Here is a 21406-nt window from a genome sequence, read left to right on the forward strand (position 1 = left end):
GCATGTGAAACTGGTTCATGGACCAGACCATGACGACGCCCACCGCGGAGCGCGAAGACCCGCTCGCGTTCGCGGGGTCCGACAAGCTGGTGAAGCTCGTCGGCGCGCTGTACCAACGGCCGCGGATGGGGGATCGGCCGCGGTCGTTGCACTCGGCGAACGTCGAGTGGGAGCCGGGCTACCAGCAGGAACGCGCGGGCCGCAAGGGTTTGCCGATGGTGTGCCTGGTGGGGCCGGCCGAGGGTGTGCTCGAAGAGTTCAAGCGGCGCCTGGGCACGGCGCGGCCCAGCGGCGGCGTGCGCTACGCGTACCTGCCGCTCGACCAGCGCAAAGACGCGGAAGGTCCCGCGACCGAGGCGAGCATCCACGCGATCCGCGACATCCTGTGGGAAGCGCGCACCGAACTGCTGCGCAGCCCGCGTTCGCGTGGCTCGGGGTTGCGGTTCGGGCTGTTCACGCTCGTCGTGCAGCTGATGGCCGAAAAGCTGCCGGCGTCGGATCCGCCGGAGCGGACGTTGCTGCGCAAGCTGCAGGACAACGGCCTGCTGGTGCGCTTCCGCTCGGCGATCGAGAACGTCGGCAAGGAGCTGGTGCCGTCCAACGACGCGTGGAAGTACCCGTTGCTGGTGCTGCGGCTGCTGACGATGGCGACGTTCCGGCTCGCCGTCACCGGCCGCGTGCCGCTGCTTTCCGGGCGGTACCGGTGGTTCCTGCGCCAGCCGCACCTCGCGCCGGAGATGTCGGGCAGCTTCGTGCGCTTCGCGGTGCGCCTCACCGACGGCGAGTGGCAGCAGGAGTCGCCGGAGTTCGTCGCGCGGCTGCTGGTCAACGCGTTCCTCGAAGACCTGCGCCGCGGCTACCGGCGGCAGTTCTTCCGGCGCCGGCGCATGACGTACCCGGTGCTGCTGCTCGACCACGTCACCACCACCAACGGCGGCTACCGGCTGCTGGAGCTGATCAACGACGTGCGCAACCAGACCGGGCTGTTCGACCCGCTGCTGGTGGTCAGCACGAGCGACGCGCCGCCGCCGGAGAGCCGGCCGAGCCAGGACCGTCCACGGTGGACCGCGGCGGACGCGGGCGACGCGTACCGCTCGTGGCAGCACGAGCTGCTCCGCGACCGCCGCGCCCGCGACGCCGCCGCGTGGTACCTGCCGATCGGCCTCGACCCTGGCACGCCCGAGCAGCAGAGCAGGGCGCGCAAGCCTTGCAGTCGCTGGGGGACACGTATGTGCTCCGGCGCAGGCAGTCGAGCCCGCCGTGGTGGGCGACGCGGTGGATGCGGCTGGGGGTGCCGCTGGTGATCGTCGCGCTGGTGGCGAGTTTCGTCGGCGTGCGGTACCAGGACTACCGGACCAGCCACTGTGGGACGTCGAGCGAGTGGCTCACGTGGACGGGCACCGAGTGCGTGGGGATCTCCGACGGCTCGTTCTCGGTGTACCAGCCCGCCGACGACACCATCCGGCAGGTGCTTTCCGTGATCACGGACCAGAACCGGCGCGCGGCCGAGCTGCACGACGTGCACCCGGAACGGCCGTACATCACGCTCGTCGACCTCGAGGCGCTGACGTCGTCCAACGGCACGCCCGAAGGCCTCACCGCGGAACGCGAATCACTGGAAGGCGTCGCGGTCGCGCAGCTGCGGCAGCTCACCGCGACGGCGTCGGCCGAGCCGATCGTGCGCGTGCTCGTGGCGAACGGCGGGCTCGGGATGCGGCAGGGCGTGGCCGTCGCGCGGCAGCTGAGCCGGATGGCCGAGCAGGACCGCAGCATCGTCGGCGTGGTGGGGCTGGACATGAGCAGCCTGCCGACGCAGCAGACCATCCGCGCACTCGGCGACGCCGGGCTGCCGGTGGTGGCTTCGACGCTGTCGGCCGACGGGCTCGCCGACCAGAACCCGGTGTACTTCCAGGTGGCGCCGCAAAACCGTCGTGAGGCCGCGGTGGCCGCGGCGTTCGCCGCTACCCGGCCGGGTCCGAAGGTCTCGCGCGTGTACTACTCGGACGACGATTCCGACACCTACAGTACGAACCTGCGTGATGACGTCATGAAGTCATTCGCGGACAAGGGGTTTTTCGGTCGACGCCCGGGCTTTCACACCGGACGGCGGCCAGCAGGCGCCGTCGTCGCACGACCGCTACGGCGAACGTCTCGTCGGCAACGCCGCCGCGGCTGGCCGGGACACGTGCTCCTACAACGGTTTTGTCCTCTTCGCCGGCCGCGGCGTCCCGGACTTCGGCGACTTCGCCGCCGGCGCCGCCCAGTGCGGCAGCACTGCCACGATCATCGGGGACGACGACGTTTCGCGGTATGTCGCCGACCAGGTGGCGCGCGAACAGAACCGCGCGCTGCCGTACTACTACCTGTCGTTCGCCAGCGAACCGGCGACCGACCCGCAAGGCTTGGCGCGCGACTTCTACACCACGCTGGACCGCACGCTGTTCCTGTTCGAGCAGACCGAACGCGGCCGCTCCTTCGACGGCCACGCCGCCCTGTCATACGACGCCGCTTTGGTGATGATCACGGCCACCGCCTACCTGCGCGAGACATCCGCCAACGTCCCCGTGACGCCGGGCGCGGTGTGGCGCGAGATCACCGCCATCCACACCTCCCGCCCGGACGACCACCAGACGAACAAATACATCGAAGGCGTCACCGGCACCATTGACTACGGCGGCGACATCGGCCGCCATGTGCCGGAAGCCAAGCCGGTCTCGGTGCTGCGCGTCGAGGGTGGCGAAGTGGTGCGGGGGTTGCAGGGCTTCTGCGGGATGGCGGCGGGGCACACGTCGGATGGGTGGTGCCCGGCGGATTCGTGAGTGGGTGTCTATCTCGGCGGCCAGTAGCGGACGCAGGTTTCAGGCAAGGTGGTGCCGCCATCTTCCCAAGGGGCAGGCTCACCTCACCGGGCGGTACCGAAGGTCCACCGCCAACGCGGGGTCACCGTCGTGAACGCGGGCCCAGCGGACCGGCGCGGTGCCCGGGCTGTCGAACATGCGCACGCCCGAGCCGAGCATCACGGGGGCCAAGTGCACGTGGAACTCGTCGATCAGGCCGAGCTCGAGGCATTGGCGGGCGATGTCCTGGCTGTGGATCTCCAGGTCCTTGCCCTTCGCGGCGGCCAAGCCGATCTCGACGGCCTCGGTGAGGTCGCAGTCGAGGAAGGTGATGCCGGCGTCCGGGATCGCGTCTTCGGGGTGGTGGGTCAGCACGAACACCGGGCCGGTCCACTCGCCGCCGTAGGGTTGCCGGCTCGCCTTGCCCGGGAAGCGCTGCGCGAGGGCGTCGTAGCCGCGGCGGCCGCCGAGGACGGCGCCGAGGGTGGAGATGGCGTCTTGGTGGGTGGCGGGGCTGACTTTGGTCCCGGACATCCAATCCATCGAGTGGCCGGGGCCGGCGGCGAAGCCGTCGAGCGACATCATGAGGTGCCAGCGCACGTTGCCCATGGGGGTCTCCGTTCGTTTTCGGTGTGCCTGTGCTGACCGCCGGGCGCCCGAAAACTCATCGGCCGAGCATCCACCGGACGAAGTCGAAGAACTCCTTGGCGTAGAGGTGCGGTTCGTCGGCGGCCGCGGCGACGTCGTCGACCCAGCAGTACACCTCGGCGTAACGCGGGAGCCGGTTCGCTTCGTATGCCTGCAAAGCAGCAGGAACGTCGGCCTGGGTCAGCTGGTCGGCCAGCACCAGGGCGTCTTCGATGCCCAGGGACGCGCCGGACGTGATGTGCGGGGAGACGGCGTGCGCGGAGTCGCCGGCGAGGGCGACGTGGGCGGAGACCCAGCGCGGCTGCAGGGGCAGCGCCATCACGCGGTTGCTGACCACGCGGTCCTCCGGCGTCGCTTCGATGGCTTCGCGCAGAGGAAACGGCCAGCCGCCGTCGTAGAGGTGGGGGACGCGGGCGAGGGCTTCCTCCTTCGCGGAACGCGTGGTGGGCGGCGCGCCGAGCTGTGCGAGGACCCAGAACGCCGTGCCGCCGCCGCTGCGGACCACGCCGCCGCGGGTCCGTTCGCGGCCGACGACGAAGCGTTCCTCGGTGATCTCCGGGATCGCGCTCTCCGCGACGATCCCGCGCCACGCCAGGTGGCCCGGGTACTCCTGCGCGGCCGAGCCGGGGGAGAGCTGCTCGCGGACGCGCGAGTACACGCCGTCGGCCCCGACGAGGAGGTCGGCTTCCTCGGTGGAACCGTCGGCGAACTCCACGGTGACGCCGCCGTCGTGGTCCCGGTAGCCGGTCACGCGGGCGCCGGTGCGCAGCTCGTCCGGCGTCAGCGCGGCGGCGAGCAGCTCGTTGAGACGCTGGCGGGTGACCATGAGGTAATCGACGTCGGCGAGGTCGCCGTAGTACTCGTCCATGACCTGCCCGGCCGGGTCCTGGTAACGGATCGCGCTGGGCGCGCCGGCCGCGCGGATCTCGCCACCGACGCCGAGCCGGTCGAACACCGCGAGTGAGTTGGCCCACAGCCCCAGCGCCGCTCCGACGCCACGGATCTCGGATTCCTGTTCGCACACCAGGGTTTGGAACCCCGCCTGACGGAGCGCCAGCCCCGTCGTCAGCCCGACAACGCCGCCCCCGGCCACCACCGCTCGTTTTCGCACGCGCACATCTTCCTCGCGGAAACGGTGCCGTGACAACCCGGAAAAGGTGTCACAAGATCACCGGAACGGACCGGAGTGCGGCTTTTTCCGGATCTCGACAGGTAAGGTCTAGACCGGCAACGGGTGCGCCCGCTCAGCCGCCGATCAGGTCGGCGGCTGAGCCGCTCGGTCCGTTCCTGAGTCCCTTTCGTGGCCCGGCAACGGATTCTGCACCTTTCTGCGTATTTGTTCACGAATGTAACACTCAACGCCATTTCCTCGACAAGGCGGCGCATGTTCTTTTTCGAGGAGGCACAGGTTGTTGCGAAAACTGGGAATGGTGCTGGCTGCCGGACTGCTGGTCGCGGGTTGTGGGGCGGCGCCGGCACCGACCGGGCACACCGGTGTCGTCGCACCGGTCACCACGATTTCGGCGCCGAGCAGTTCTGCTTTACCGGAAAGCACTTCCGCGACGCCGACGATGACCGATTCGCCCGTTTCGACCACTTCGGTGCCGGCTTACGTCGCACCGGAAACCACCGCGGCGAAGGCTACGGCTCCGAAAACAACGGCGAAAGCCAAAACCACTCCGAAAACCACCGCAGCCCCGCCCAAAACCAATTCGGCCGCCTGCAGTGCCGACTACTACCGCAACTCCTCCGGCGTCTGCGTGCACAACCCATCCTCCAACCCCACAGGCGCGACGGCTATCTGCAACGACGGCCAGTACAGCTACAGCAAGCACCGCTCCGGCACGTGCTCCGGCCACAAGGGTGTCCGTACCTGGATCTCGCGCCCCGCAACCTGATTCCGCGGCGTGGCAGTCAGCCGCTCCTGCGTCAATGGTGGTGTGTGACCGTGGTGTGGTGGCTGGTCGAGTGGGTGGTCGACGAATGCGTCGAGCCGGTGCTGTGGCCGCGGATCGCGACGAAGTAGACGATCGCGGCGACGACGATGAGCGCGATGAGGGCCGCGATGGCGATCTTCGCCTTGCTGTAGGGCCGTTGACCCTGGACTTCGCCGGTGCGGCCGTTGACGAGGATCCGCCAGTTCTTGCCGGCGTAGACGTAGGTGGCGACCCAGACCGGGAGCAGCATCAGTTTGAAGGTGACGTCGCGGTGCTGCGTGTTCATCGACTGCACGCGCTGCTCGTCGCCGCCGATGTCGTGGCGGCAGTCGTCCTCGATGACCGGCGTCATGCGGCGCTTCGCTTCCTCGAAGCCGGCTTCGGCCTCGATGTCGTAGCGCAGCGCGAAATGCCCGGCGAGGAACTGCGGCTGATACGGCTCGGCCTGCTCCAACGGCCACGGCGCGAGCCGGTCGAGTTCCTTCGGCGGCAGCTGGGTGCTGCCCGGCACCAGCATGTCGTCGAAGAACCGGCCCACCCGGCCGCCCGCCGGATACCAGCGCGTGTGCCGCACCCGGCGGGTCTTCTGCTGCCCGTTGTCGTAGTAGGTCTCGGTGACCCAGTAGTGCTCGCCGCGCTGTCCGGAGTAGACGGTGTCCGTCTGCGAATCGTAGGTCCAGTGCGGGATGTAGGTGCCCTTGGTGGACTCGGCCGTGCCGACTTTCTTCAGCGCGTTCGGTGCGAACCAGCGCGAGTTCGTCCACTTCTTAAGGTGCGTGCTCACCGCGCCCTTGTCGAACTGGAACGGCAGTACGCCCTCGGGCACGAACTGCCCGGACGCTTGCGCGTCGATCACCAGGGGGGCACCGCAGAACTGGCACAGACTGGCCGTTTCGTTGGTCTCGGTGGTGGCGCCGCAGCGCTGGCACTTGAAGACGTACTGGCCGATCGTGGCCACCGGTTTGCGCGCCAGGCCGGTCAGGTCGGCGAACGCGATTTCGCGGATCTGCCGGTCGCCCGCTGTGATCTCCTGGCGGTACCCGCAATACGGGCACTGCATCGAGGTCGACCCCGGCGCGAACTCCAGGCGGGCGCCGCAGCCGCCGCACGGGTAGGTGGTCGCGGCCGTGTTCGCCGGCGCGAACGCGGGTGGCGGACCGGGCGGCACGGGGCCGCCGGGCATGGGCGTCCCTGGCATCGGGCCGCCGGGCATGGGTCCGGCGGGCATAGGTGCCCCCGGCATCGGGCTGCCGGGCATGGCACCGCCCGGCATCGGGCCACTAGGCATGGGTCCGCTCGGCATCGGGCCGTGGTGCGGGTAGTTCGGGTTGGTCATGGCGGCTCCCCTCCGCTGGACGAGTCAGGACGGCTCAGGACTGCGGCGGCAGCGGCGGCGGGGTCGCGCCGAACAGCGGCGAGACCTCCGGTACCTGTGCGGCCGGCGTCCATTGCGGCATCCCGGACTTCCACACGAGGGTCTCCCGGGTGAGCGTGCCCGCGGAGATCTGCTGCCCGAGCTGGGCCCGGTCGAACGGGCCGAGCTGCTGACCGTTCGCCCCCAGGAACCACTGCTCGGACTGCGGCAGCGGCGGCGGCATCTGCGGCGTCGGCGCGGACGGCGGCTGTTGCTGATACTGCTGCTGCGGCTGGTACTGGGGCTGTTGATACTGCTGCGGCTGCTGGTACTGCTGCGGCGCGCCCTGCGGACCCGCGGCCCGCTGGCCGAGCGCCATGCCGAGGCCGATGCCCAGGCCTTCACCCGCGCCGCCCTGGTTGTTCGCGGCCGCTTCGATCGCGTTGGCGGACTGGAACTTCGTGTACTGGTCGAGATCGCCGACCACGCCCATCTGGGTCCGCTTGTCCATCGCGGCCTCGACCTCAGGCGGGACCGAGATGTTCTCGATGATGAACTTCGAGATCTCGATGCCGTTGGCGTGCAGTTCGAGGTTGAGCGCGTTGGCGATCGCGCCGCCGATGCGGTCCTGCTGGGTGACCAGGTCGAGCATCGGCACCTTGGCCGCGGCGATGGCGGGGCCGAGCTTGCCGATGATCATCTGCCGGAGGTACTCGGACACCTCCTCGGTGCGGAACTGCGGGTCGGTGCCCGCGAGCTCCTTGAGCAGCGCGACCGGCTCGACCACGCGCACCGCGTACCCGCCGAAGGCGCGGAGCCGGACCATCCCGAACTCCGGGTCGCGCAGGATGATCGGGTTCTGCGTGCCCCACTTGAGGTCGGTGAACTGCCGGGTGTTGACGAAGTAGACCTCGGCCTTGAACGGTGAGTTGAACCCGTACTTCCAGCCCTTGAGCGTGGACATGATGGGCATGTTCTGCGTCTGCAGCGTGTGCATGCCCGGGGCGTAGGCATCGGCGACCTGGCCCTCGTTGACGAAGACCGCGGCCTGCGATTCGCGGACGGTGAGCTTGGCACCCATCTTGATCTCGTTTTCGTAGCGCGGGAAGCGCCACACGATCGTGTCCCGACTGTCGTCGGTCCACTCGATGATGTCGATGAACTCGCCGCGGATCTTGTCGAAAATCCCCACGTACCGGCCCCCGTCGCCTCCGTCGTTCCGGGCGCTCCCCGGCCCGTCGACACAGTACCGTGCGCCCGGTCCGGACGCGGCTGGAACCACCAGGTACAGGGTGCCGTGGCCGCCGCCGGCGCGAGGGGTGAAGGCGGTTGCCGGGTCTCGGCGAAGGGCTGAGGACGTCCACATCGGACACTTGAAACCTGCCCGATTTGACTGCTCCATTCAGCCTAATCCGGTAAGTCGGATCAATCACGTATCTCCCGCCGAGGCCGGTCTAAGCGGTAGCGTCCCTTCCGGTACCACGTACGACTAAACCGGGGGCACAGCGTGGCTCAGACAAGCGGGCGAGCGATCGTTCCGGTGCTCGCCTCGTGCGGGCTGGTCGCGTCGTTCATGCAGACGTTGGTAGTGCCGCTCATCCCGGCGTTTCCGAAGCTGCTCAACGCATCCGCGACCGACGCGTCGTGGGTCGTCACCGTGACGTTGCTGGCGGGCGCGATCATCACGCCGGTCGCGGGGCGGCTCGGGGATCTGTACGGCAAGCGGCGGGTGCTGCTCGCGAGCCTGGCCGTGCTGGTCGCCGGCTCGGTGATCTCGGCGCTGACGAGCTCGCTGGCGCTGATGGTCGTCGGCCGGGGGTTGCAAGGCTGTGCGATGGGCGTGATCCCGCTGGGGATCAGCATCATGCGCGACGAGCTGCCGCCCGAGCGCGTGAGCGGCGCGGTGGCGCTGATGAGTGCGACGCTGGGTGTCGGTGGCGCGATCGGCCTGCCGCTGGCGGCGGTCGTGGCGCAGAACGCCGACTGGCACGTGCTGTTCTGGACCGCCGCCGCGCTCGGTGTGGTGTGTGCGGCGCTGATCCTGCGCTACGTCGGCGAATCGCCCGTGCACACGCCCGCGCCGTTCGACTACCTGGGGGCGTTCGGGCTGGTCGTCGGCCTCACGTGTCTGCTGTTGCCGATCGTCAAGGGCGCCGAATGGGGCTGGGGCAGCGCAGGCACGCTCGGGAGCGCGGCCGCGGCCGTCGTCGTGCTGCTCGCGTGGGGCTGGTACCAGCTGCGCCGCCGTGACCCGCTCGTCGACCTGCGCGTGTCGGCGCGGCGGCCGGTGCTGTTCACGAACCTGGCGTCGATCCTCGTCGGGTTTTCCATGTACGCCATGGCTTTGTCGTTCCCGCAGCTGCTGCAGGCACCGTCGGCCACCGGCTACGGGCTCGGCCAGACCATGGTCCAAGCCGGCCTCTGCCTCGCGCCCAACGGCCTGGTCATGATGGCTCTCTCACCCGTCTCGGCGCGCTTGACCAACCGCTACGGCGCGCGCGTCACCCTCATGACCGGGTCCGTCGTGATCGCGCTCGGTTACGTCTTCGCGATCCTGCTGATGGACAACGCCGCCGAGCTCATCACCGCGTCCGTGATCATCGGCGCGGGCGTCGGCATCGCCTACGCTGCGATGCCCGCGCTCATCATGGGCTCGGTGCCGGTGACGGAAACCGCCTCCGCCAACGGCCTCAACTCCCTCATGCGGTCGGTCGGCACCTCGACGTCCAGCGCGGTGATGGCCACGCTGCTCGCCAACCTGACCATCACCGTCGGCGCGCTGACGGTCCCTTCGCTCACCGGCTTCCGCACGACGTTCGCGGTGGCAGCCGTCGCCGCGGTGATCGGGCTGGGCCTCACGGCCCTCGTGCCCCGAGCCCGCGCGAAGACGGCCGCCCCGGAACCGGCTGCGGTCTGAATCAGAGGAGCGGCGCCACCGCGGCGTCGATCAGGTGCGGCCCCGGCTCCGCCAGCGCCCGGCTGAACTGCTCGGCCAGCTCCTCCGCCGTGGTCGCGCGCGTGGCGGGCACGCCCATGCCCTCGGCCATCTTCGCGAAGTCCATGTCGGGCCGGCTGAGGTCGAGCAGCTCCTTGGCCTTCGGCCCGTCCGACGCCGCGCCGACGCGCTGCAGCTCCATGCGCAGGATCGCGTAGGCGTGGTTGTTGAGGATGACCGTGGTGACGTCGAGGTTTTCGCGCGCCTGCGTCCACAGCGCGGAGATCGTGTACATCGCGCTGCCGTCGGACTGGAGGTTGATCACCGGACGTGACGGCGCGGCGATCGCGGCACCCGTGGCCACCGGCATGCCGTAGCCGATCGCGCCGCCAGTCAGCGTCAGCACGTCGTGGCGCGGGGCGCCGGCCGTGGCGCCGGGCAGCAGCAGGCCGGACGTGTTGGCCTCGTCGGCGATGATGGCCTGCTCCGGCAGCAGCGCGCCGATCACCTCGACCCAGTTCTGCGCCGTCAGCGGTCCGCTCGGCAACGCCGGCCGCGAAGCCTCCTGCCGCACCGGCTCGACGTCGGCGGCGACGATCGCGGCGACGTCGCTCAGCGCGGTCGTCACGTCCTGCCCGACGTCGGCCAGCACGTGGACCTTCGCGCCCTCGGGCACGAGCACGCTCGGCTTGCCGGGGTAGGCGAAGAACGACACCGGCGCCCGCGTGCCGGCCACGATCAGGTGCTTCACACCTTCGAGCTGGTACATCGCCTGCTCCGACAGGTACCCGAGCCGCTCGATGTTCGGCAGGCCCGCGCCGCGTTCGAGGCGTGTCGGGAAAGTCTCGATCAGCGCCTTCGCGCCCGTCGCGGCGGCGATGCGGCTGGTGGCCAGCAATCCGGCCTCGCGGCACGCGGGCCCACCGATGAGCAGCGCCACCGATTCACCGCTGCGCAGCACCTCGGCGATGTTCTTCACCGTCGTCGCGTCCACGGCGTGCGGCGTGCGCGGCGGGATCGGCGCGCACGTCTCGCCGCCTTCGCCCCACGACGCGTCGGCGGGCAGGATCAGCGTGGCCACCCGGCCCGGCGCGTCCTGCGAAGCCGCCACGGCCGCGGCCGCGTCAGCACCGACATCCTTCGTGTGCGAAGACCGGCGCACCCAGCCTTCGAGCGAACCCGCGAGCGCGTCGATGTCCGACTCGAGCGGCGCGTCGTACTGCTTGTGGTAGGTCGCGTGGTCGCCGACGACGTTGACCACCGGCGTGTGCGCGCGGCGCGCGTTGTGCAGGTTCGCCAGCCCGTTGCCGAGACCCGGGCCGAGGTGCAGCAGCGTGGCGGCGGGCTTCTCGGCGATGCGCGCGTAGCCGTCGGCCGCGCCGGTCACCACGCCCTCGAACAGCCCGAGCACCCCGCGCATCTCCGGCACGGAGTCGAGCGCGGCGACGAAGTGCATCTCCGACGTGCCGGGGTTCGAGAAGCAGACCTCCACCCCGGCGTCGACGAGGGTGCGGATCAGGGACTGGGCGCCGTTCATGCTGCTCACTTTCTGGGTCAGGCTCAGGGCTCAGGAGAAGAGGACACCGGGGTTGAGGATGCCGGCGGGATCGAAGCCCTGCTTGATCCGCCGCAGCAGCTCGAGCTTCGCCGGGTCTTCGAGTTCCTTGTGGTACTTGGTTTTCGTGCGGCCGAGGCCGTGCTCACCGGAGATCGCGCCGCCGAGGTCCATGGCGCAGGTGAAGATGTCGGTGAGCAGTTTCGTGCGCACTTCGGGGTCTTTGCAGAAGATCGCGAGGTGGACGTTGCCGTCGCCGGCGTGCCCGCAGCCGATCGCGCCGGCGCCCGCGGTCTGTGCGAGTTCGCGCGCCTTCGTGAGGAACGGCGACATCGACGAGCGGGGCACCACGACGTCGATCACGTCGTCGGCGCCCGCGGACTTGGCCGACCAGAACGCCTTTTCCCGTGCCTCGATGAGCTTGCGCGCGGAGCCGCCTTCGAGCACGTACACGTCGATCGCGCCGAGTTCGCTCAGCAGCTCACCGAGCGTCTCGACGTCTTCCTCGAGCCGGCCGGTGTCGCGGTTTTCCAGCGCCACCACCAGATACGCCTGCACCCTGTCGCGGATCGCGTCGGGGACACCGAGCTCGAGCTTCTCGTTGTAGACGAGCGCGGCCATGGTGAGGTTGTCGATGTACTCGAGGATGTGCGGCGCGAGGCCGCTGGTCACCACCTTCGGCACGGCGGCCATCACCTGGTCGAAGTCGTCGAACGGCGCGAGCACGGTGGCGCCGTGGGGCAGCCGCGGGTGCAGCTTCACCGTGACCTCGGTGGCGAGCGCGAGCGTGCCTTCCGAGCCGACGATCAGCTGCGTGAGGTCGTAGCCGGTGGAGATCTTCGACGTGCGCCCACCCGTGCGGATGATCTCGCCGGTGGGCAGCACGGCCTGCAGACCGAGGACGTTGCTGCGGGTCACGCCGTACTTGATCGCGCGCATCCCGCCCGCGTTGGTGCCGACGTTGCCGCCGACGCTCGCGCTCAGCTCCCCGGGGTAGACGGGGTAGGTCAGGCCGGCCTCGGCCGTGCGCTGGTCCAGCTCCGCCAGTGTGACGCCCGGCTGCACCACGGCGACGTGGTTCACGGTGTCGATTTCGAGGACGGAGTTCATCCGCTCGAACGACACGAGCAGGCCGCCCTCGACGGGTCGCGCGGCCGCGGAGAGCCCGGTGCCGGAGCCGCGTGCGGTCACGGGCAGGCCGGCTTCCGTCGCGGCCTTCAGCAGCTCCGCGACTTCCTCGGCGCTGTGCGGCTTCGCGACGTACGCGGGCTTCTGCTGCTGCACGCTCAGCGCCTCGTCGTGGGCGTAGTCGTCGGAGATCGCGTCGCCGACCAGCAGGTTTTCCGCCCCGACGATGTCCGCCAGCCGTGCCGCGACGGTACCCATCAGCTGCCACTCCCTCACGCGCCGGTGCCTGGTTACCGAAGCGTAGTACGTCGTGTGGAGGGCTCGCTATGAAACTTCTTCACGTTCGCGGGGTGGGTGTCGCGAAGGGACCGTTCGCGCCCGCGCGGCGACCGGTGGCCTCGATGTCGCCTTTCATTCACCCGGAAATGAAAAAACGACCATTTCGGCGACGCCCCGCGAGCCGCCGAAAAATGGCCGGAAAAAAACTGCGCCACGCCGTTGCGCACGGCGGGGCGCGTGATTCGGGAATGGTGCTTCGAAAAAAGGTGACCGAGGGGACCGGCCCGCGCCAACAGGCCGGCCCCCGGTAAACTTTGCCGCCAGATCAGACAAGCCAGCCGAGCACGTGCGCCAGGTGGGCGAGCAGACCCGTGATCAGGTCGTGGCCGTGGTGCGCGTGCTGGATGAACGTGTGCATTGAGGGGCTCCTTGTTCTGATTTGTGTTCAGTTGTGCTCTCGCGAGGAGCGAACGAAGATTTTCACCGCCCTGGCGTGGTGTCAAAAAGCCATTCGCCGGCGGAGGCGGGCGTCACGAATCTTCCCACCATAAACGCGTAAGGCTTTCGTGTTCTGCGGCGGGGTGCCCTTGTGGATGGGCGGCCACCGTAGGTAGCCGAGAGTTCAGTTGATCACTCTGGGTAGCAGACTCTCGTTGCGACAACCGGGCGTCGCCGTTACCCGAACCGGTGATGGGGCTGCCACGAATGGTGAGTCTCGGAGGTTCACACTCCCGGGTGACAGAGGCGTGGTGTCAACGCCCGTGGCGCCGCGTCAAGGCTTCGTCAACGGCCCGAGTTCCTTGTGCCCGACCGCTTTAGCGTCGCGGGTGAAGGAGGTGCGCCGTGCCTGGACCGCTGCACGTGACCGGCTACCGCAAGGCCGTCGAGGTGATCGACGTGCTCACCGAGGGTGAGACGGGCTTCACCGAACTGCGCAGGCGCACCCGCCTGTCGCGTCACTGGCTCGCCCGGGTGCTGAGGGTGCTCGCCGCCGAGGGGCTCGTCCGGGGGACCGGCTCGTGGGACGAGCGCCCGACACCGGACACGCGGTTCGCGCTCACCGAAGAAGGCCGGTGCCTGGCCGACGAGCTCGCCGACCTCGACGTGTGGACGGCGCTGTACGAGAACTACGTCAACGGCGCCAGCTGAGCCGGGGGTGCTGGGGGACGGCGAAGGCCTCCGCGCCCGTCCGGACACCGGACGCGGAGGCCTTCGACTGGGGGGTCTTACTCGGCTCGCGCGTAGGTGAGCGTCTCGCCTTCGACGCCGCGCAGCCACAGGTCCTGCGCAGCCGCCGCCATCTCGGCCAGGCCTTCTTCGATCGTGGCGAACACGTTGCCCGGCACCCAGCCGGCGTCGCCGTTGATCAGGAGGTTGTTGCGCCCGTAGAAGATTGCGAGGTCCGTGGCGCCCTGGTCGCCGTGGGCTTCGCTGCCGTCGTCGTAGCCGTACGCGGGGTTGCCGATCTCCCACGCCTCGAACCCGAAGTACACGACGTCGCCCGGGATCGGCGTGATCGTCGGGTTTTCGCGGCCTGGCTTGGGGTTCGCGAAGGGCGGCACGAGCGTGTAGACCTCGTTGCGCGCGTACTTCGCGTGGTAGGCCGAGCCGCTCTGCGGCAGCGCGTCCCACACGGCCTGGCAGGTGCGCGGCGCCTCGGCGTCGAGCAGCCGCGCGCGGCAGGAGACGCCGCGTTTGTCGAGTGTGATCGTGATGTAGCGCGCCATTCCTCAGCTCCCCGCGGTGACGGAGGCGACCACGTCGCCCCAGATCTTCAGTGCGTCGTCGACCTGCTCGGCGTTCACGACGAGCGGCGGGACCATGCGGACCACGTTCGAGTAGGCGCCGCAGGGGAGCAGCAGCAGGCCGCTCTTCGACGCCAGCTGCTGGGCCGCCGCGGCCGTCGCCCCGTCCGGCTCGCCGTCGGCGGTGGTGAACTCGGTGCCCACGAGCAGGCCGAGGCCGCGGACGTCGCCGATCGCCGGAGTCTTGTCTGCGATCAGCCGCGCGCCTTCGAGCAGCTGACGGCCGCGTTCGGCGGCGTTCTCCACCAGCTTCTCGTCGCGGATCACGTCGAGCGTCGCGATCGCCGCGGCGCACGACACCGCGTTGCCGCCGTACGTGCCGCCCTGCGAACCCGGGTACGCCTTCGCCATCAGCTCCTGCGAAGCCGCGATTCCCGAAAGGGGGAAGCCGCTCGCGAGGCCTTTCGCGATGAGCACGACGTCGGGTGTGATGCCGAAGTGGTCGTGGCCCCAGAACTTGCCGGTGCGGCCGAACCCGGCCTGGATCTCGTCGACCACGAGCACGATGCCGTGGCGGTCGGCGCGCTCGCGCAGGCCGGCCATGAACTCGTTGTTTGCCGGCACGTAACCGCCCTCGCCCAGGATTGGCTCGACGAAGATCGCGGCCGTCTCGCTCGGCGCGGAGACGGTCTGGAACAGGTAGTCGAGCTCGCGCAGCGCGAACTTCGTGGCGGTCTGCTCGTCCCAGCCGTAGTGGAAGGCGTAGGGGAACGGGGCCACGTGGACGCCGCCCATCAGCGGGCCGATGCCGGTGCTGAACCGGGTGCCCGACGTGGTCATGGTGGCCGCCGCGACCGTGCGGCCGTGGAAGCCGCCCTGGAACACGATCACGTTGGGGCGCTTGGTCGCCTGGCGCGCCAGGCGCAGCGCGGCTTCGACGGCTTCGCTGCCGGAGTTGGCGTAGAACAGCGAGTCGAGACCGGTCGGCAGCACCTCGCCGAGGCGCTTCGTGAGCTCCAGCAACGGCTTGTGCATCACGGTCGTGTACTGCCCGTGGATCAGCTTGCCGATCTGGTCGCGCGCGGCCTCGACGACGCGCGGGTGGCAGTGGCCGGTACTGGTCACGCCGATTCCCGCGGTGAAGTCGAGGTGACGTTTCCCGTCGACGTCGTAGAGGTACACCCCTTCACCGTGGTCGACCACGACGGGAGTTGCCTGCTTGAGCAGCGGGGAAAGCTCGGCCATGCGGCGCTCCTGGTTCTTGGTGTGAGGTTGCGCGGGAAAGCACTGTGAGCGGTTGTCGATTGTTGACAATATCCATAGCATGGCCTCGGGACAACACGGAGGAGCAAGCTGGATGAGCGCGATCACTGAAGCCGGCGTCGTCGGCGCGGTCGACAAGGAACTCTTCATCGGCGGCAAGTGGGTGCCCGCGAAGAGCGGTAAGACCTTCGAGGTGCAGGACCCGTCCACCGGCACCGCCCTGTGCGAGGTGGCCGACGCAGGCGCCGAGGACGGCATGGCGGCCCTCGACGCGGCCGTCGCGGCGCAGGCCGGCTGGGCCGCCGTCGCACCCCGTGAACGAGGCGAAATCCTTCGCCGGGCCTACGACAAGCTGATCGAGCGGCGCGACGAGCTCGCGCTGCTGATGACCCTCGAGATGGGCAAGCCGCTGGCCGAGGCCGCCGGCGAGATCACCTACGCCGCCGAGTTCTTCCGCTGGTTCGCCGAGGAGGCCGTGCGCATCGACGGCGGGTACGCGACGGCGCCCAACGGCGTCGGCCGCTTCCTGATCACCAAGCAGCCCGTGGGTCCGACGCTGCTGATCACACCGTGGAACTTCCCGATGGCGATGGGCACGCGCAAGATCGGCCCGGCCGTGGCCGCCGGCTGCACGATGGTGATCAAGCCGGCCGCGCAGACGCCGCTGTCGATGCTCGCGCTGGCGTCGATCCTGGCGGAGGCGGGGCTGCCCGAGGGGGTGCTGAACGTCGTCACGACCACCGACGCGGGTGGCGTGATGGAGCCGCTGATCCGGGACGGACGCGCGCGCAAGCTGTCGTTCACCGGGTCGACCGCGGTGGGGCGCAAGCTGCTGGAGCAGTGCGCGGAGAAGGTGCTGCGCACGTCGATGGAGCTGGGCGGCAACGCGCCGTTCCTCGTCTTCGACGACGCGGACCTCGACGCTGCCGTCGATGGCGCGATGCAGGCGAAGATGCGCAACATCGGCGAGGCGTGCACGGCGGCCAACCGCTTCTACGTGCAGCGCGGCGTGGCCGAGGAGTTCTCGCGGCGGCTGACCGAGCGCATGCAGGCGCTGGCGATGGGCCGCGGCACGGAGGAGGGCGTGGTCGTCGGCCCGCTCATCGACGAAGCCGCCGTGAACAAGGTGACCGCACTGGTCAAGGACGCCACCGACCGCGGGGCGCGGGTGCTCACCGGCGGCGCGACCGTCGACGGGCCCGGCCACTTCTACCAGGCCACGGTGCTCACGGACGTGCCGGTCGACGCGCGGATGGCGTCGGAGGAGATTTTCGGGCCGGTCGCGCCGATCACCCCGTTCGACAGCGAGGACGAGGCGATCGCGAAGGCCAACGACACGGAGTACGGCCTGGTGTCGTACGTGTTCACCAACGACGTGAAGCGCGCGCTGCGCGTGTCCGAGCGGCTCGAGGCCGGGATGATCGGGCTGAACCAGGGCATCGTGTCGAACCCGGCGGCGCCGTTCGGCGGCATCAAGCAGTCGGGCCTCGGGCGTGAGGGCGGCACGGTCGGCATCGAGGAGTTCCTCGAGACCAAGTACATCGCGGTGAGCCTGTGAGCGAGTACCGCATCGCGAGCATCCCGGGCGACGGGATCGGTGTCGACGTCACGGTCGAGGCGCGCAAGGTCCTGGACGCGGCCGCTGCTCGGCATGGCTTTTCCTTGCGGTGGACCGAGTTCGACTGGAGCTGCGAGCGCTACACCCAGACCGGCTCGATGATGCCGGACGACGGTGTGGCGCAGCTGGCGGCGTTCGACGGCATCCTGCTGGGTGCCGTCGGGTTCCCCGGCGTGCCGGACCACATTTCCTTGTGGGGCTTGCTGATCCCGCTGCGGCGCGCGTTCCAGCAGTACGTGAACCTGCGACCGGTGCGGTTGCTGCCGGGCACCACGTCGGTGCTTTCGGGGCGGACGGCCGAAGAGCTGGAGATGGTGATCGTCCGCGAGAACTCCGAGGGTGAGTACTCGGCGATCGGCGGACGGCACAACTCCGGGCGGCCGGACGAGTTCGTGCTGCAGGAATCCGTGTTCACGCGCGTCGGGGTGGAGCGGATCATCCGGTACGCGTTCGAGCTGGCGCGTACGCGTACTTCTCGCGTGACGTCGGCGACGAAGTCCAACGGGCTGATCCACTCGATGCCGTTCTGGGACGAGATCTTCGCCGAGGTCGCGGCGAAGTACCCGGATGTCGAAAGTGGACAGATGCACGTGGATGCGTTGGCAGCGCGCATGGTTCAGGCGCCCGACCGGCTCGACGTGGTCGTCGGGTCGAACCTGTTCGGCGACATCCTGAGCGACCTGGCGGCCGCCGTCACGGGTGGCCTGGGCATGGCACCGTCCGGAAACATCAACCCATCGGGTGAGTTTCCGTCGATGTTCGAAGCGGTCCACGGGAGTGCTCCGGACATCGCCGGCCAGGGCATCGCCAACCCGGTGGCCCAGATCCTGGCGGGCGCGATGCTGCTCGAACACCTGGGCGAAACCGTTGCCGCGCAAGCGATCCGCACGTCCGTCGACGAGGTGCTCACGGCCGGCGCCGAGCTCACCCCCGACCTCGGCGGCACCGCTACCACAACTCGCCTCGGCACGGCGGTGGCCGAAGCGCTCCGCTGATTTTTCGTCGGTGCTCCCCGCTTCACTTCTCCTCGACCGACCGGCTCCCGCCGGACCGGTTTCGTCGAACGAGGGGGAGCACCGATGTGCGAGCAGTGCGAGGGCCGCGACAACACAGGAAGACCCGGGGAGCGTTACCTGGCGGAGATCCTGGACCGGGTCCAGGAGTACGGCTGGTGCGTCCAGGGCGTGCTGGGCACGGGTCCCCGGCCGCCCTGGGCCTATACCGTCGGCCTAACGGCCCACGGGTTGCCGGAGCTCGTGGTCACCGGCCTGCCGCCGCACGCGTCCATCCTGCTGCTGGGCGCCGCCGCCGAACGCTCCTTCGGCTCCGGCCCACCGCGCCCCGGCGAGGTCTTTTCCTTGCGGGGCTTGCCTTCTGTCGAGGTCGTCGCCCTCACCGCACCGTCGGCGCACCTGTCGGTCGCGGTTTCCCTGTACGGCCACGACATTCGCGCGCTCCAGCTCGTCCACGCCGACGAGGCCGGCCGCTTCCCGTGGTCCCCGTCCTACCGCGACGGCCTCGGCGGCCAGCCGGTGCTGGGGACGCGGTCCGATGACTGAGCGAGTGCGGCAGCGTCTTCGCGAGCGGTCGTCCTGCGCGGCAAACGAATCCGGCCGCGGCACCTGGCGCCCGCGGATCACGGGCGCTCCCGCTGTCGTCAGGGCCGCGATGCTCAGCCTCTCCGGCGGCTGCGGGCCGATGGGTCGGCGGGTGTGGCGCCGTCTTGGCCGCGGAAGGTCGGGTGCGGCCGGTCGCCAATCGCGGTTTCTCGGTGCGGCGGCGAGCGAATCCGGGCATGGCGGCTCCCGCTCGCCCGCGAGCCGAGCTGCCGTATGCGGCGCACGGTCACGCGGGAGCCGGCGCTTCGCCTTCCTTCAGGCTCGTCCCTGGCACCAGCCGGCCGATCGCATCTTCCATGTGCGCGTCCAGCAGGTGCAGGGCCGCGTCCGCGTCGCCGGTGCGCAGGGCGTCGATGATGCGCGTGTGTTCGTCCACGCGGTCTTCCACGCCCTGGTAGGTGCTTTGCAGCAGGGTCAGGCACATGCGCGTCTCGATGAGGAGGGTGCGGGCCATGCGCACGAGGCGTTTGCTGCCGGAGGCGTTGATGAGGGCCTCGTGGAAGGCGAGGTCGGCGGCCGACAGCGCGGTGGGGTCGTCGTCGTTCGCGGCGGCGGCCATGTCGGCCACGGACTGCTCCAGCGAGGCCGCGATCTGCTCGCGGTCGCCGCGCAGGGCGCACAGCAGGGCGGCGCGCTCGACGGCCGAGCGGGCGAGGTAGATGTCGAACACGTCGCTCGGTTCGAGGTCGATCACGAACAGGCCGCGGTGGCGCTCGCTGCGGAGCAGTCCTTCGGAGACGAGGTGCTGCATCGCCTCCCGCAGCGGGCCGCGCGAGACCTGGAAGCGGGAGGCGAGGTCGGTCTCGCCGAGCTGGGTGCCGGGAGGCAGCGCGCCGGTCATGATCGCGTCGCGCAGCTGGCGGGCGATCACGGCGGCGGTCGACTCCCGGCTGACGGGTTCGATGTCGGGCAGGACGACCACGGCTCAGCTCCTCACCCGGAACAGCGCGCCCAGCGAACGCACCAGGCGCGTGGTGCCGGTGAGCCGCAGGCCTTCCCAGATCGTCACCTGGTTCGCGGTGAGCACGGGCTTGCCCAGCGCGGTCTCGATGGCGTTGATCTCGCCGAGCGTGCGCATCGCGGTGTCCGGCACGAGCACGGCGTCGGCCTCGGGGTGGTTGTTCTCCGCGGCCAGGCGCACCACGGCTTCGGGCTCCAAGCGGCCGACCTCGGCGGCGGTGTCGATGCCCGCGCTCGCCATCGTGAGCACCTCGACGCCGCCGACGGCGAGGAAGTCCACGAACAGGCGCGCCACGTCGTCGGGGTAGCTCGCGGCCACCGCGACCCGCTTCACGCCGAGGGCCTGCGCTGCGTGCACGAAGGCGAAGGACGTGCTCGATGCCGGGACCCCGGCCACCGCGGCGAGGCGGTCGGCCTGGTCGCGCGCCCCGTCCCAGCCGTACACGAAGCTGCCGGACGTGCAGGCCCAGATCACCGCGTCGGGCTCGTGCTTGGCGAGCAGCGTGGCGCCGTCGGCGAGGCGGGCCTCGCTGCCGAGGTCGAGCAGCTCGGGCACGGCGTGCAGGTCGGTGCCGTAGATGTGCTCGACCGGCAGCCGGATGTCGCCTTCGTCGGCGTCCGACCCGCCGAGCAGCTGCTCGGCGAGCGGGTAGTCGTCCTCGGCCGCGTGGTCGGGGTAGATGAAGCCGATCGTGGTCACGAAACCTCCGGGATGAGCAGATTGTCGACAATCTTAGACAGGCGCGTCAAGAGACCTCCCGCAGCCACTTGCCGGGGCCGACGATCGGCAGGTTCATGCGGCGCAGGCACGCCCACATGGTCAGCTGGTTGGCCGTGAGCACGGGTTTGCCCAGCGCGGCCTCGAGGGGCTCGATCAAGTCGAAGGTAGGGAGGTTGGTGCAGCTGACGAAGATCGCTTCGGCGTCGCTGTGATCGGCGGCGAGGATGCGCTCGGCGATGGTGCGGTAGCTGACCTTCCAGATGCCGCCGCCCAGGCCGAGGTGGTCGCTGGACACCGTGGTCACGCCGAGCTCGGCGAGGAAGTCGTGGAGCTTGCCGGTGAGGTCGGCGTCGTAGGGGGTGAGCACCGAGATCCGGTGCAGGTCGAGCTGCTGCAGCACCTCGGCCAGCGCCCCCGAGGTCGTCACCGCGTCGAGCGCGCCCGCGTCGCAGATCGCCTTGGTGAGGGAGCGCTCGTAGTCGATGCCGTTGACGAAGCTGCCCGACGTGCAGAGGTAGGCGACCACCTCGGGCTCGACGTGCAGCACGTCGCGCGTCGCCGCCGCGAGGTGGCGGCTGTCGCTCACGAGCTGCGCCATCTCCATGCTCACGGGCACGGGTTCGTACGGCGTGCGGGCGAGATGGAGGGAGACCTCCATGGGTACCCACCGCCAGAGTTCGCGTTCGAGGGCAAGGTCGAACGGCGCGATCACGCCGATGCCGCGCTGTGCGAGCGGGCCCTCGAACGCGAGGAAATCCAGATCCAAGGCTCAGCCTCCGGAATACGCCTGTGCAGATGACACGTCCG

General features: G+C 69.8%; 20 protein-coding genes. 8 read left to right on the top strand and 12 right to left on the bottom strand.

Annotation, left to right across the window (positions count from 1 at the left end; all coding sequences use genetic code 11):
- Nucleotides 1-29: 29 nt before the first annotated feature.
- The gene (locus QRX50_RS15920) at nucleotides 30-1304 is read left to right on the top strand and encodes a hypothetical protein (RefSeq protein WP_285972709.1); all 1275 of its coding nucleotides are present in this window, start codon (nucleotides 30-32) and stop codon (nucleotides 1302-1304) included.
- Nucleotides 1305-1347: 43 nt separating this feature from the next.
- Here QRX50_RS15920 and QRX50_RS15925 read toward each other — a convergent pair whose 3' ends face one another.
- Nucleotides 1348-1797 (bottom strand): hypothetical protein, encoded by a 450-nt coding sequence (locus QRX50_RS15925; protein ID WP_285972710.1) that lies wholly within the window; start codon nucleotides 1795-1797, stop codon nucleotides 1348-1350.
- Nucleotides 1798-2324: 527 nt separating this feature from the next.
- Here QRX50_RS15925 and QRX50_RS15930 point away from each other — a divergent pair.
- Entirely contained in the window at nucleotides 2325-2819 is a 495-nt protein-coding gene (locus tag QRX50_RS15930; protein WP_285972711.1) for a type 1 periplasmic-binding domain-containing protein, read from the top strand.
- A gap of 78 nt (nucleotides 2820-2897) precedes the next feature.
- Here the strand turns inward: QRX50_RS15930 and QRX50_RS15935 are convergent, their stop codons facing one another.
- A complete protein-coding gene (locus tag QRX50_RS15935; protein WP_285972712.1) occupies nucleotides 2898-3446 on the bottom strand; it encodes a dihydrofolate reductase family protein in 549 nt (182 codons plus the stop codon).
- 55 nt (nucleotides 3447-3501) lie between these two features.
- Nucleotides 3502-4596 (bottom strand): FAD-dependent oxidoreductase, encoded by a 1095-nt coding sequence (locus tag QRX50_RS15940; RefSeq protein ID WP_285972713.1) that lies wholly within the window; start codon nucleotides 4594-4596, stop codon nucleotides 3502-3504.
- Nucleotides 4597-4894: 298 nt separating this feature from the next.
- Here QRX50_RS15940 and QRX50_RS15945 point away from each other — a divergent pair, with 298 nt between their 5' ends.
- Nucleotides 4895-5383: a DUF3761 domain-containing protein gene (locus QRX50_RS15945; RefSeq protein WP_285972714.1), complete on the top strand. Its 489-nt coding sequence runs from the start codon at nucleotides 4895-4897 to the stop codon at nucleotides 5381-5383.
- A 31-nt stretch (nucleotides 5384-5414) separates the two neighbouring features.
- Here QRX50_RS15945 and QRX50_RS15950 read toward each other — a convergent pair whose 3' ends face one another.
- Both QRX50_RS15950 and QRX50_RS15955 read right to left on the bottom strand, forming a co-directional pair.
- The gene (locus QRX50_RS15950) at nucleotides 5415-6758 is read right to left on the bottom strand and encodes a TFIIB-type zinc ribbon-containing protein (protein WP_285972715.1); all 1344 of its coding nucleotides are present in this window, start codon (nucleotides 6756-6758) and stop codon (nucleotides 5415-5417) included.
- A 34-nt stretch (nucleotides 6759-6792) separates the two neighbouring features.
- Entirely contained in the window at nucleotides 6793-7968 is a 1176-nt protein-coding gene (locus QRX50_RS15955) for an SPFH domain-containing protein (protein ID WP_285972716.1), read from the bottom strand.
- Between the two features lie 381 nt (nucleotides 7969-8349).
- On the opposite strand from QRX50_RS15955, the gene QRX50_RS15960 reads away from it, so the two are divergent.
- Complete coding sequence (locus QRX50_RS15960; protein WP_285974478.1) at nucleotides 8350-9693, top strand: MFS transporter; 1344 nt, start codon at nucleotides 8350-8352, stop codon at nucleotides 9691-9693.
- Nucleotide 9694: 1 nt separating this feature from the next.
- Here the strand turns inward: QRX50_RS15960 and QRX50_RS15965 are convergent, their stop codons facing one another.
- Complete coding sequence (locus QRX50_RS15965) at nucleotides 9695-11248, bottom strand: acetolactate synthase large subunit (protein WP_285972717.1); 1554 nt, start codon at nucleotides 11246-11248, stop codon at nucleotides 9695-9697.
- A gap of 30 nt (nucleotides 11249-11278) precedes the next feature.
- Nucleotides 11279-12652 carry an FAD-binding oxidoreductase gene (locus QRX50_RS15970; protein ID WP_285972718.1) on the bottom strand — a complete coding sequence of 458 codons (1374 nt, stop codon included), beginning with the start codon at nucleotides 12650-12652 and terminating at the stop codon, nucleotides 11279-11281.
- Nucleotides 12653-13516: 864 nt separating this feature from the next.
- Here QRX50_RS15970 and QRX50_RS15975 point away from each other — a divergent pair.
- Nucleotides 13517-13822, top strand: coding sequence for a winged helix-turn-helix transcriptional regulator (locus QRX50_RS15975; RefSeq protein ID WP_285972719.1), 306 nt, complete (start codon nucleotides 13517-13519; stop codon nucleotides 13820-13822).
- A gap of 77 nt (nucleotides 13823-13899) precedes the next feature.
- On the opposite strand, the gene QRX50_RS15980 is transcribed toward QRX50_RS15975, so the two are convergent.
- Both QRX50_RS15980 and QRX50_RS15985 read right to left on the bottom strand, forming a co-directional pair.
- Entirely contained in the window at nucleotides 13900-14400 is a 501-nt protein-coding gene (locus QRX50_RS15980) for a DUF3830 family protein (RefSeq protein ID WP_285972720.1), read from the bottom strand.
- 3 nt (nucleotides 14401-14403) lie between these two features.
- Entirely contained in the window at nucleotides 14404-15663 is a 1260-nt protein-coding gene (locus QRX50_RS15985) for an aspartate aminotransferase family protein (RefSeq protein ID WP_285972721.1), read from the bottom strand.
- A 112-nt stretch (nucleotides 15664-15775) separates the two neighbouring features.
- Between QRX50_RS15985 and QRX50_RS15990 the strand changes: the two genes are divergently transcribed.
- The 3 genes from QRX50_RS15990 (at nucleotide 15776) to QRX50_RS16000 (ending at nucleotide 18858) form a co-directional block, all read left to right on the top strand.
- On the top strand, nucleotides 15776-17239 hold the full coding sequence (locus QRX50_RS15990; protein WP_285972722.1) for an NAD-dependent succinate-semialdehyde dehydrogenase: 1464 nt from the start codon (nucleotides 15776-15778) through the stop codon (nucleotides 17237-17239).
- Complete coding sequence (locus QRX50_RS15995) at nucleotides 17236-18294, top strand: tartrate dehydrogenase (protein ID WP_285972723.1); 1059 nt, start codon at nucleotides 17236-17238, stop codon at nucleotides 18292-18294. The genes QRX50_RS15990 and QRX50_RS15995 overlap by 4 nt, the downstream gene beginning before the upstream one ends.
- 84 nt (nucleotides 18295-18378) lie before the next feature.
- Nucleotides 18379-18858, top strand: coding sequence for a DUF4262 domain-containing protein (locus QRX50_RS16000; protein ID WP_285972724.1), 480 nt, complete (start codon nucleotides 18379-18381; stop codon nucleotides 18856-18858).
- 286 nt (nucleotides 18859-19144) lie between these two features.
- Here QRX50_RS16000 and QRX50_RS16005 read toward each other — a convergent pair whose 3' ends face one another.
- From QRX50_RS16005 to QRX50_RS16015, 3 genes are read right to left on the bottom strand one after another with little or no spacing between them, the layout of a single operon-like run.
- Nucleotides 19145-19840 (bottom strand): GntR family transcriptional regulator, encoded by a 696-nt coding sequence (locus QRX50_RS16005; protein WP_285972725.1) that lies wholly within the window; start codon nucleotides 19838-19840, stop codon nucleotides 19145-19147.
- A 3-nt stretch (nucleotides 19841-19843) separates the two neighbouring features.
- Nucleotides 19844-20578 (bottom strand): maleate cis-trans isomerase family protein, encoded by a 735-nt coding sequence (locus QRX50_RS16010; protein WP_285972726.1) that lies wholly within the window; start codon nucleotides 20576-20578, stop codon nucleotides 19844-19846.
- A 46-nt stretch (nucleotides 20579-20624) separates the two neighbouring features.
- Complete coding sequence (locus QRX50_RS16015) at nucleotides 20625-21365, bottom strand: maleate cis-trans isomerase family protein (protein ID WP_285972727.1); 741 nt, start codon at nucleotides 21363-21365, stop codon at nucleotides 20625-20627.
- Between the last annotated feature and the right edge of the window lie 41 nt (nucleotides 21366-21406).

It is taken from the genome of Amycolatopsis sp. 2-15 (assembly GCF_030285625.1).
GTDB lineage: Bacteria > Actinomycetota > Actinomycetes > Mycobacteriales > Pseudonocardiaceae > Amycolatopsis > Amycolatopsis carbonis.

Coding starts and splice junctions, on each gene's coding strand:
- QRX50_RS15920 (WP_285972709.1), top strand. CDS start 30: ATGACGACGCCCACCGCGGAGCGCGAAGACCCGCTCGCGTTCGCGGGG.
- QRX50_RS15925 (WP_285972710.1), bottom strand. CDS start 1,797: ATGTCCAGCCCCACCACGCCGACGATGCTGCGGTCCTGCTCGGCCATC.
- QRX50_RS15935 (WP_285972712.1), bottom strand. CDS start 3,446: ATGGGCAACGTGCGCTGGCACCTCATGATGTCGCTCGACGGCTTCGCC.
- QRX50_RS15950 (WP_285972715.1), bottom strand. CDS start 6,758: ATGACCAACCCGAACTACCCGCACCACGGCCCGATGCCGAGCGGACCC.
- QRX50_RS15960 (WP_285974478.1), top strand. CDS start 8,350: ATGCAGACGTTGGTAGTGCCGCTCATCCCGGCGTTTCCGAAGCTGCTC.
- QRX50_RS15965 (WP_285972717.1), bottom strand. CDS start 11,248: ATGAACGGCGCCCAGTCCCTGATCCGCACCCTCGTCGACGCCGGGGTG.
- QRX50_RS15970 (WP_285972718.1), bottom strand. CDS start 12,652: ATGGGTACCGTCGCGGCACGGCTGGCGGACATCGTCGGGGCGGAAAAC.
- QRX50_RS15980 (WP_285972720.1), bottom strand. CDS start 14,400: ATGGCGCGCTACATCACGATCACACTCGACAAACGCGGCGTCTCCTGC.
- QRX50_RS15985 (WP_285972721.1), bottom strand. CDS start 15,663: ATGGCCGAGCTTTCCCCGCTGCTCAAGCAGGCAACTCCCGTCGTGGTC.
- QRX50_RS15990 (WP_285972722.1), top strand. CDS start 15,776: ATGAGCGCGATCACTGAAGCCGGCGTCGTCGGCGCGGTCGACAAGGAA.
- QRX50_RS16000 (WP_285972724.1), top strand. CDS start 18,379: ATGTGCGAGCAGTGCGAGGGCCGCGACAACACAGGAAGACCCGGGGAG.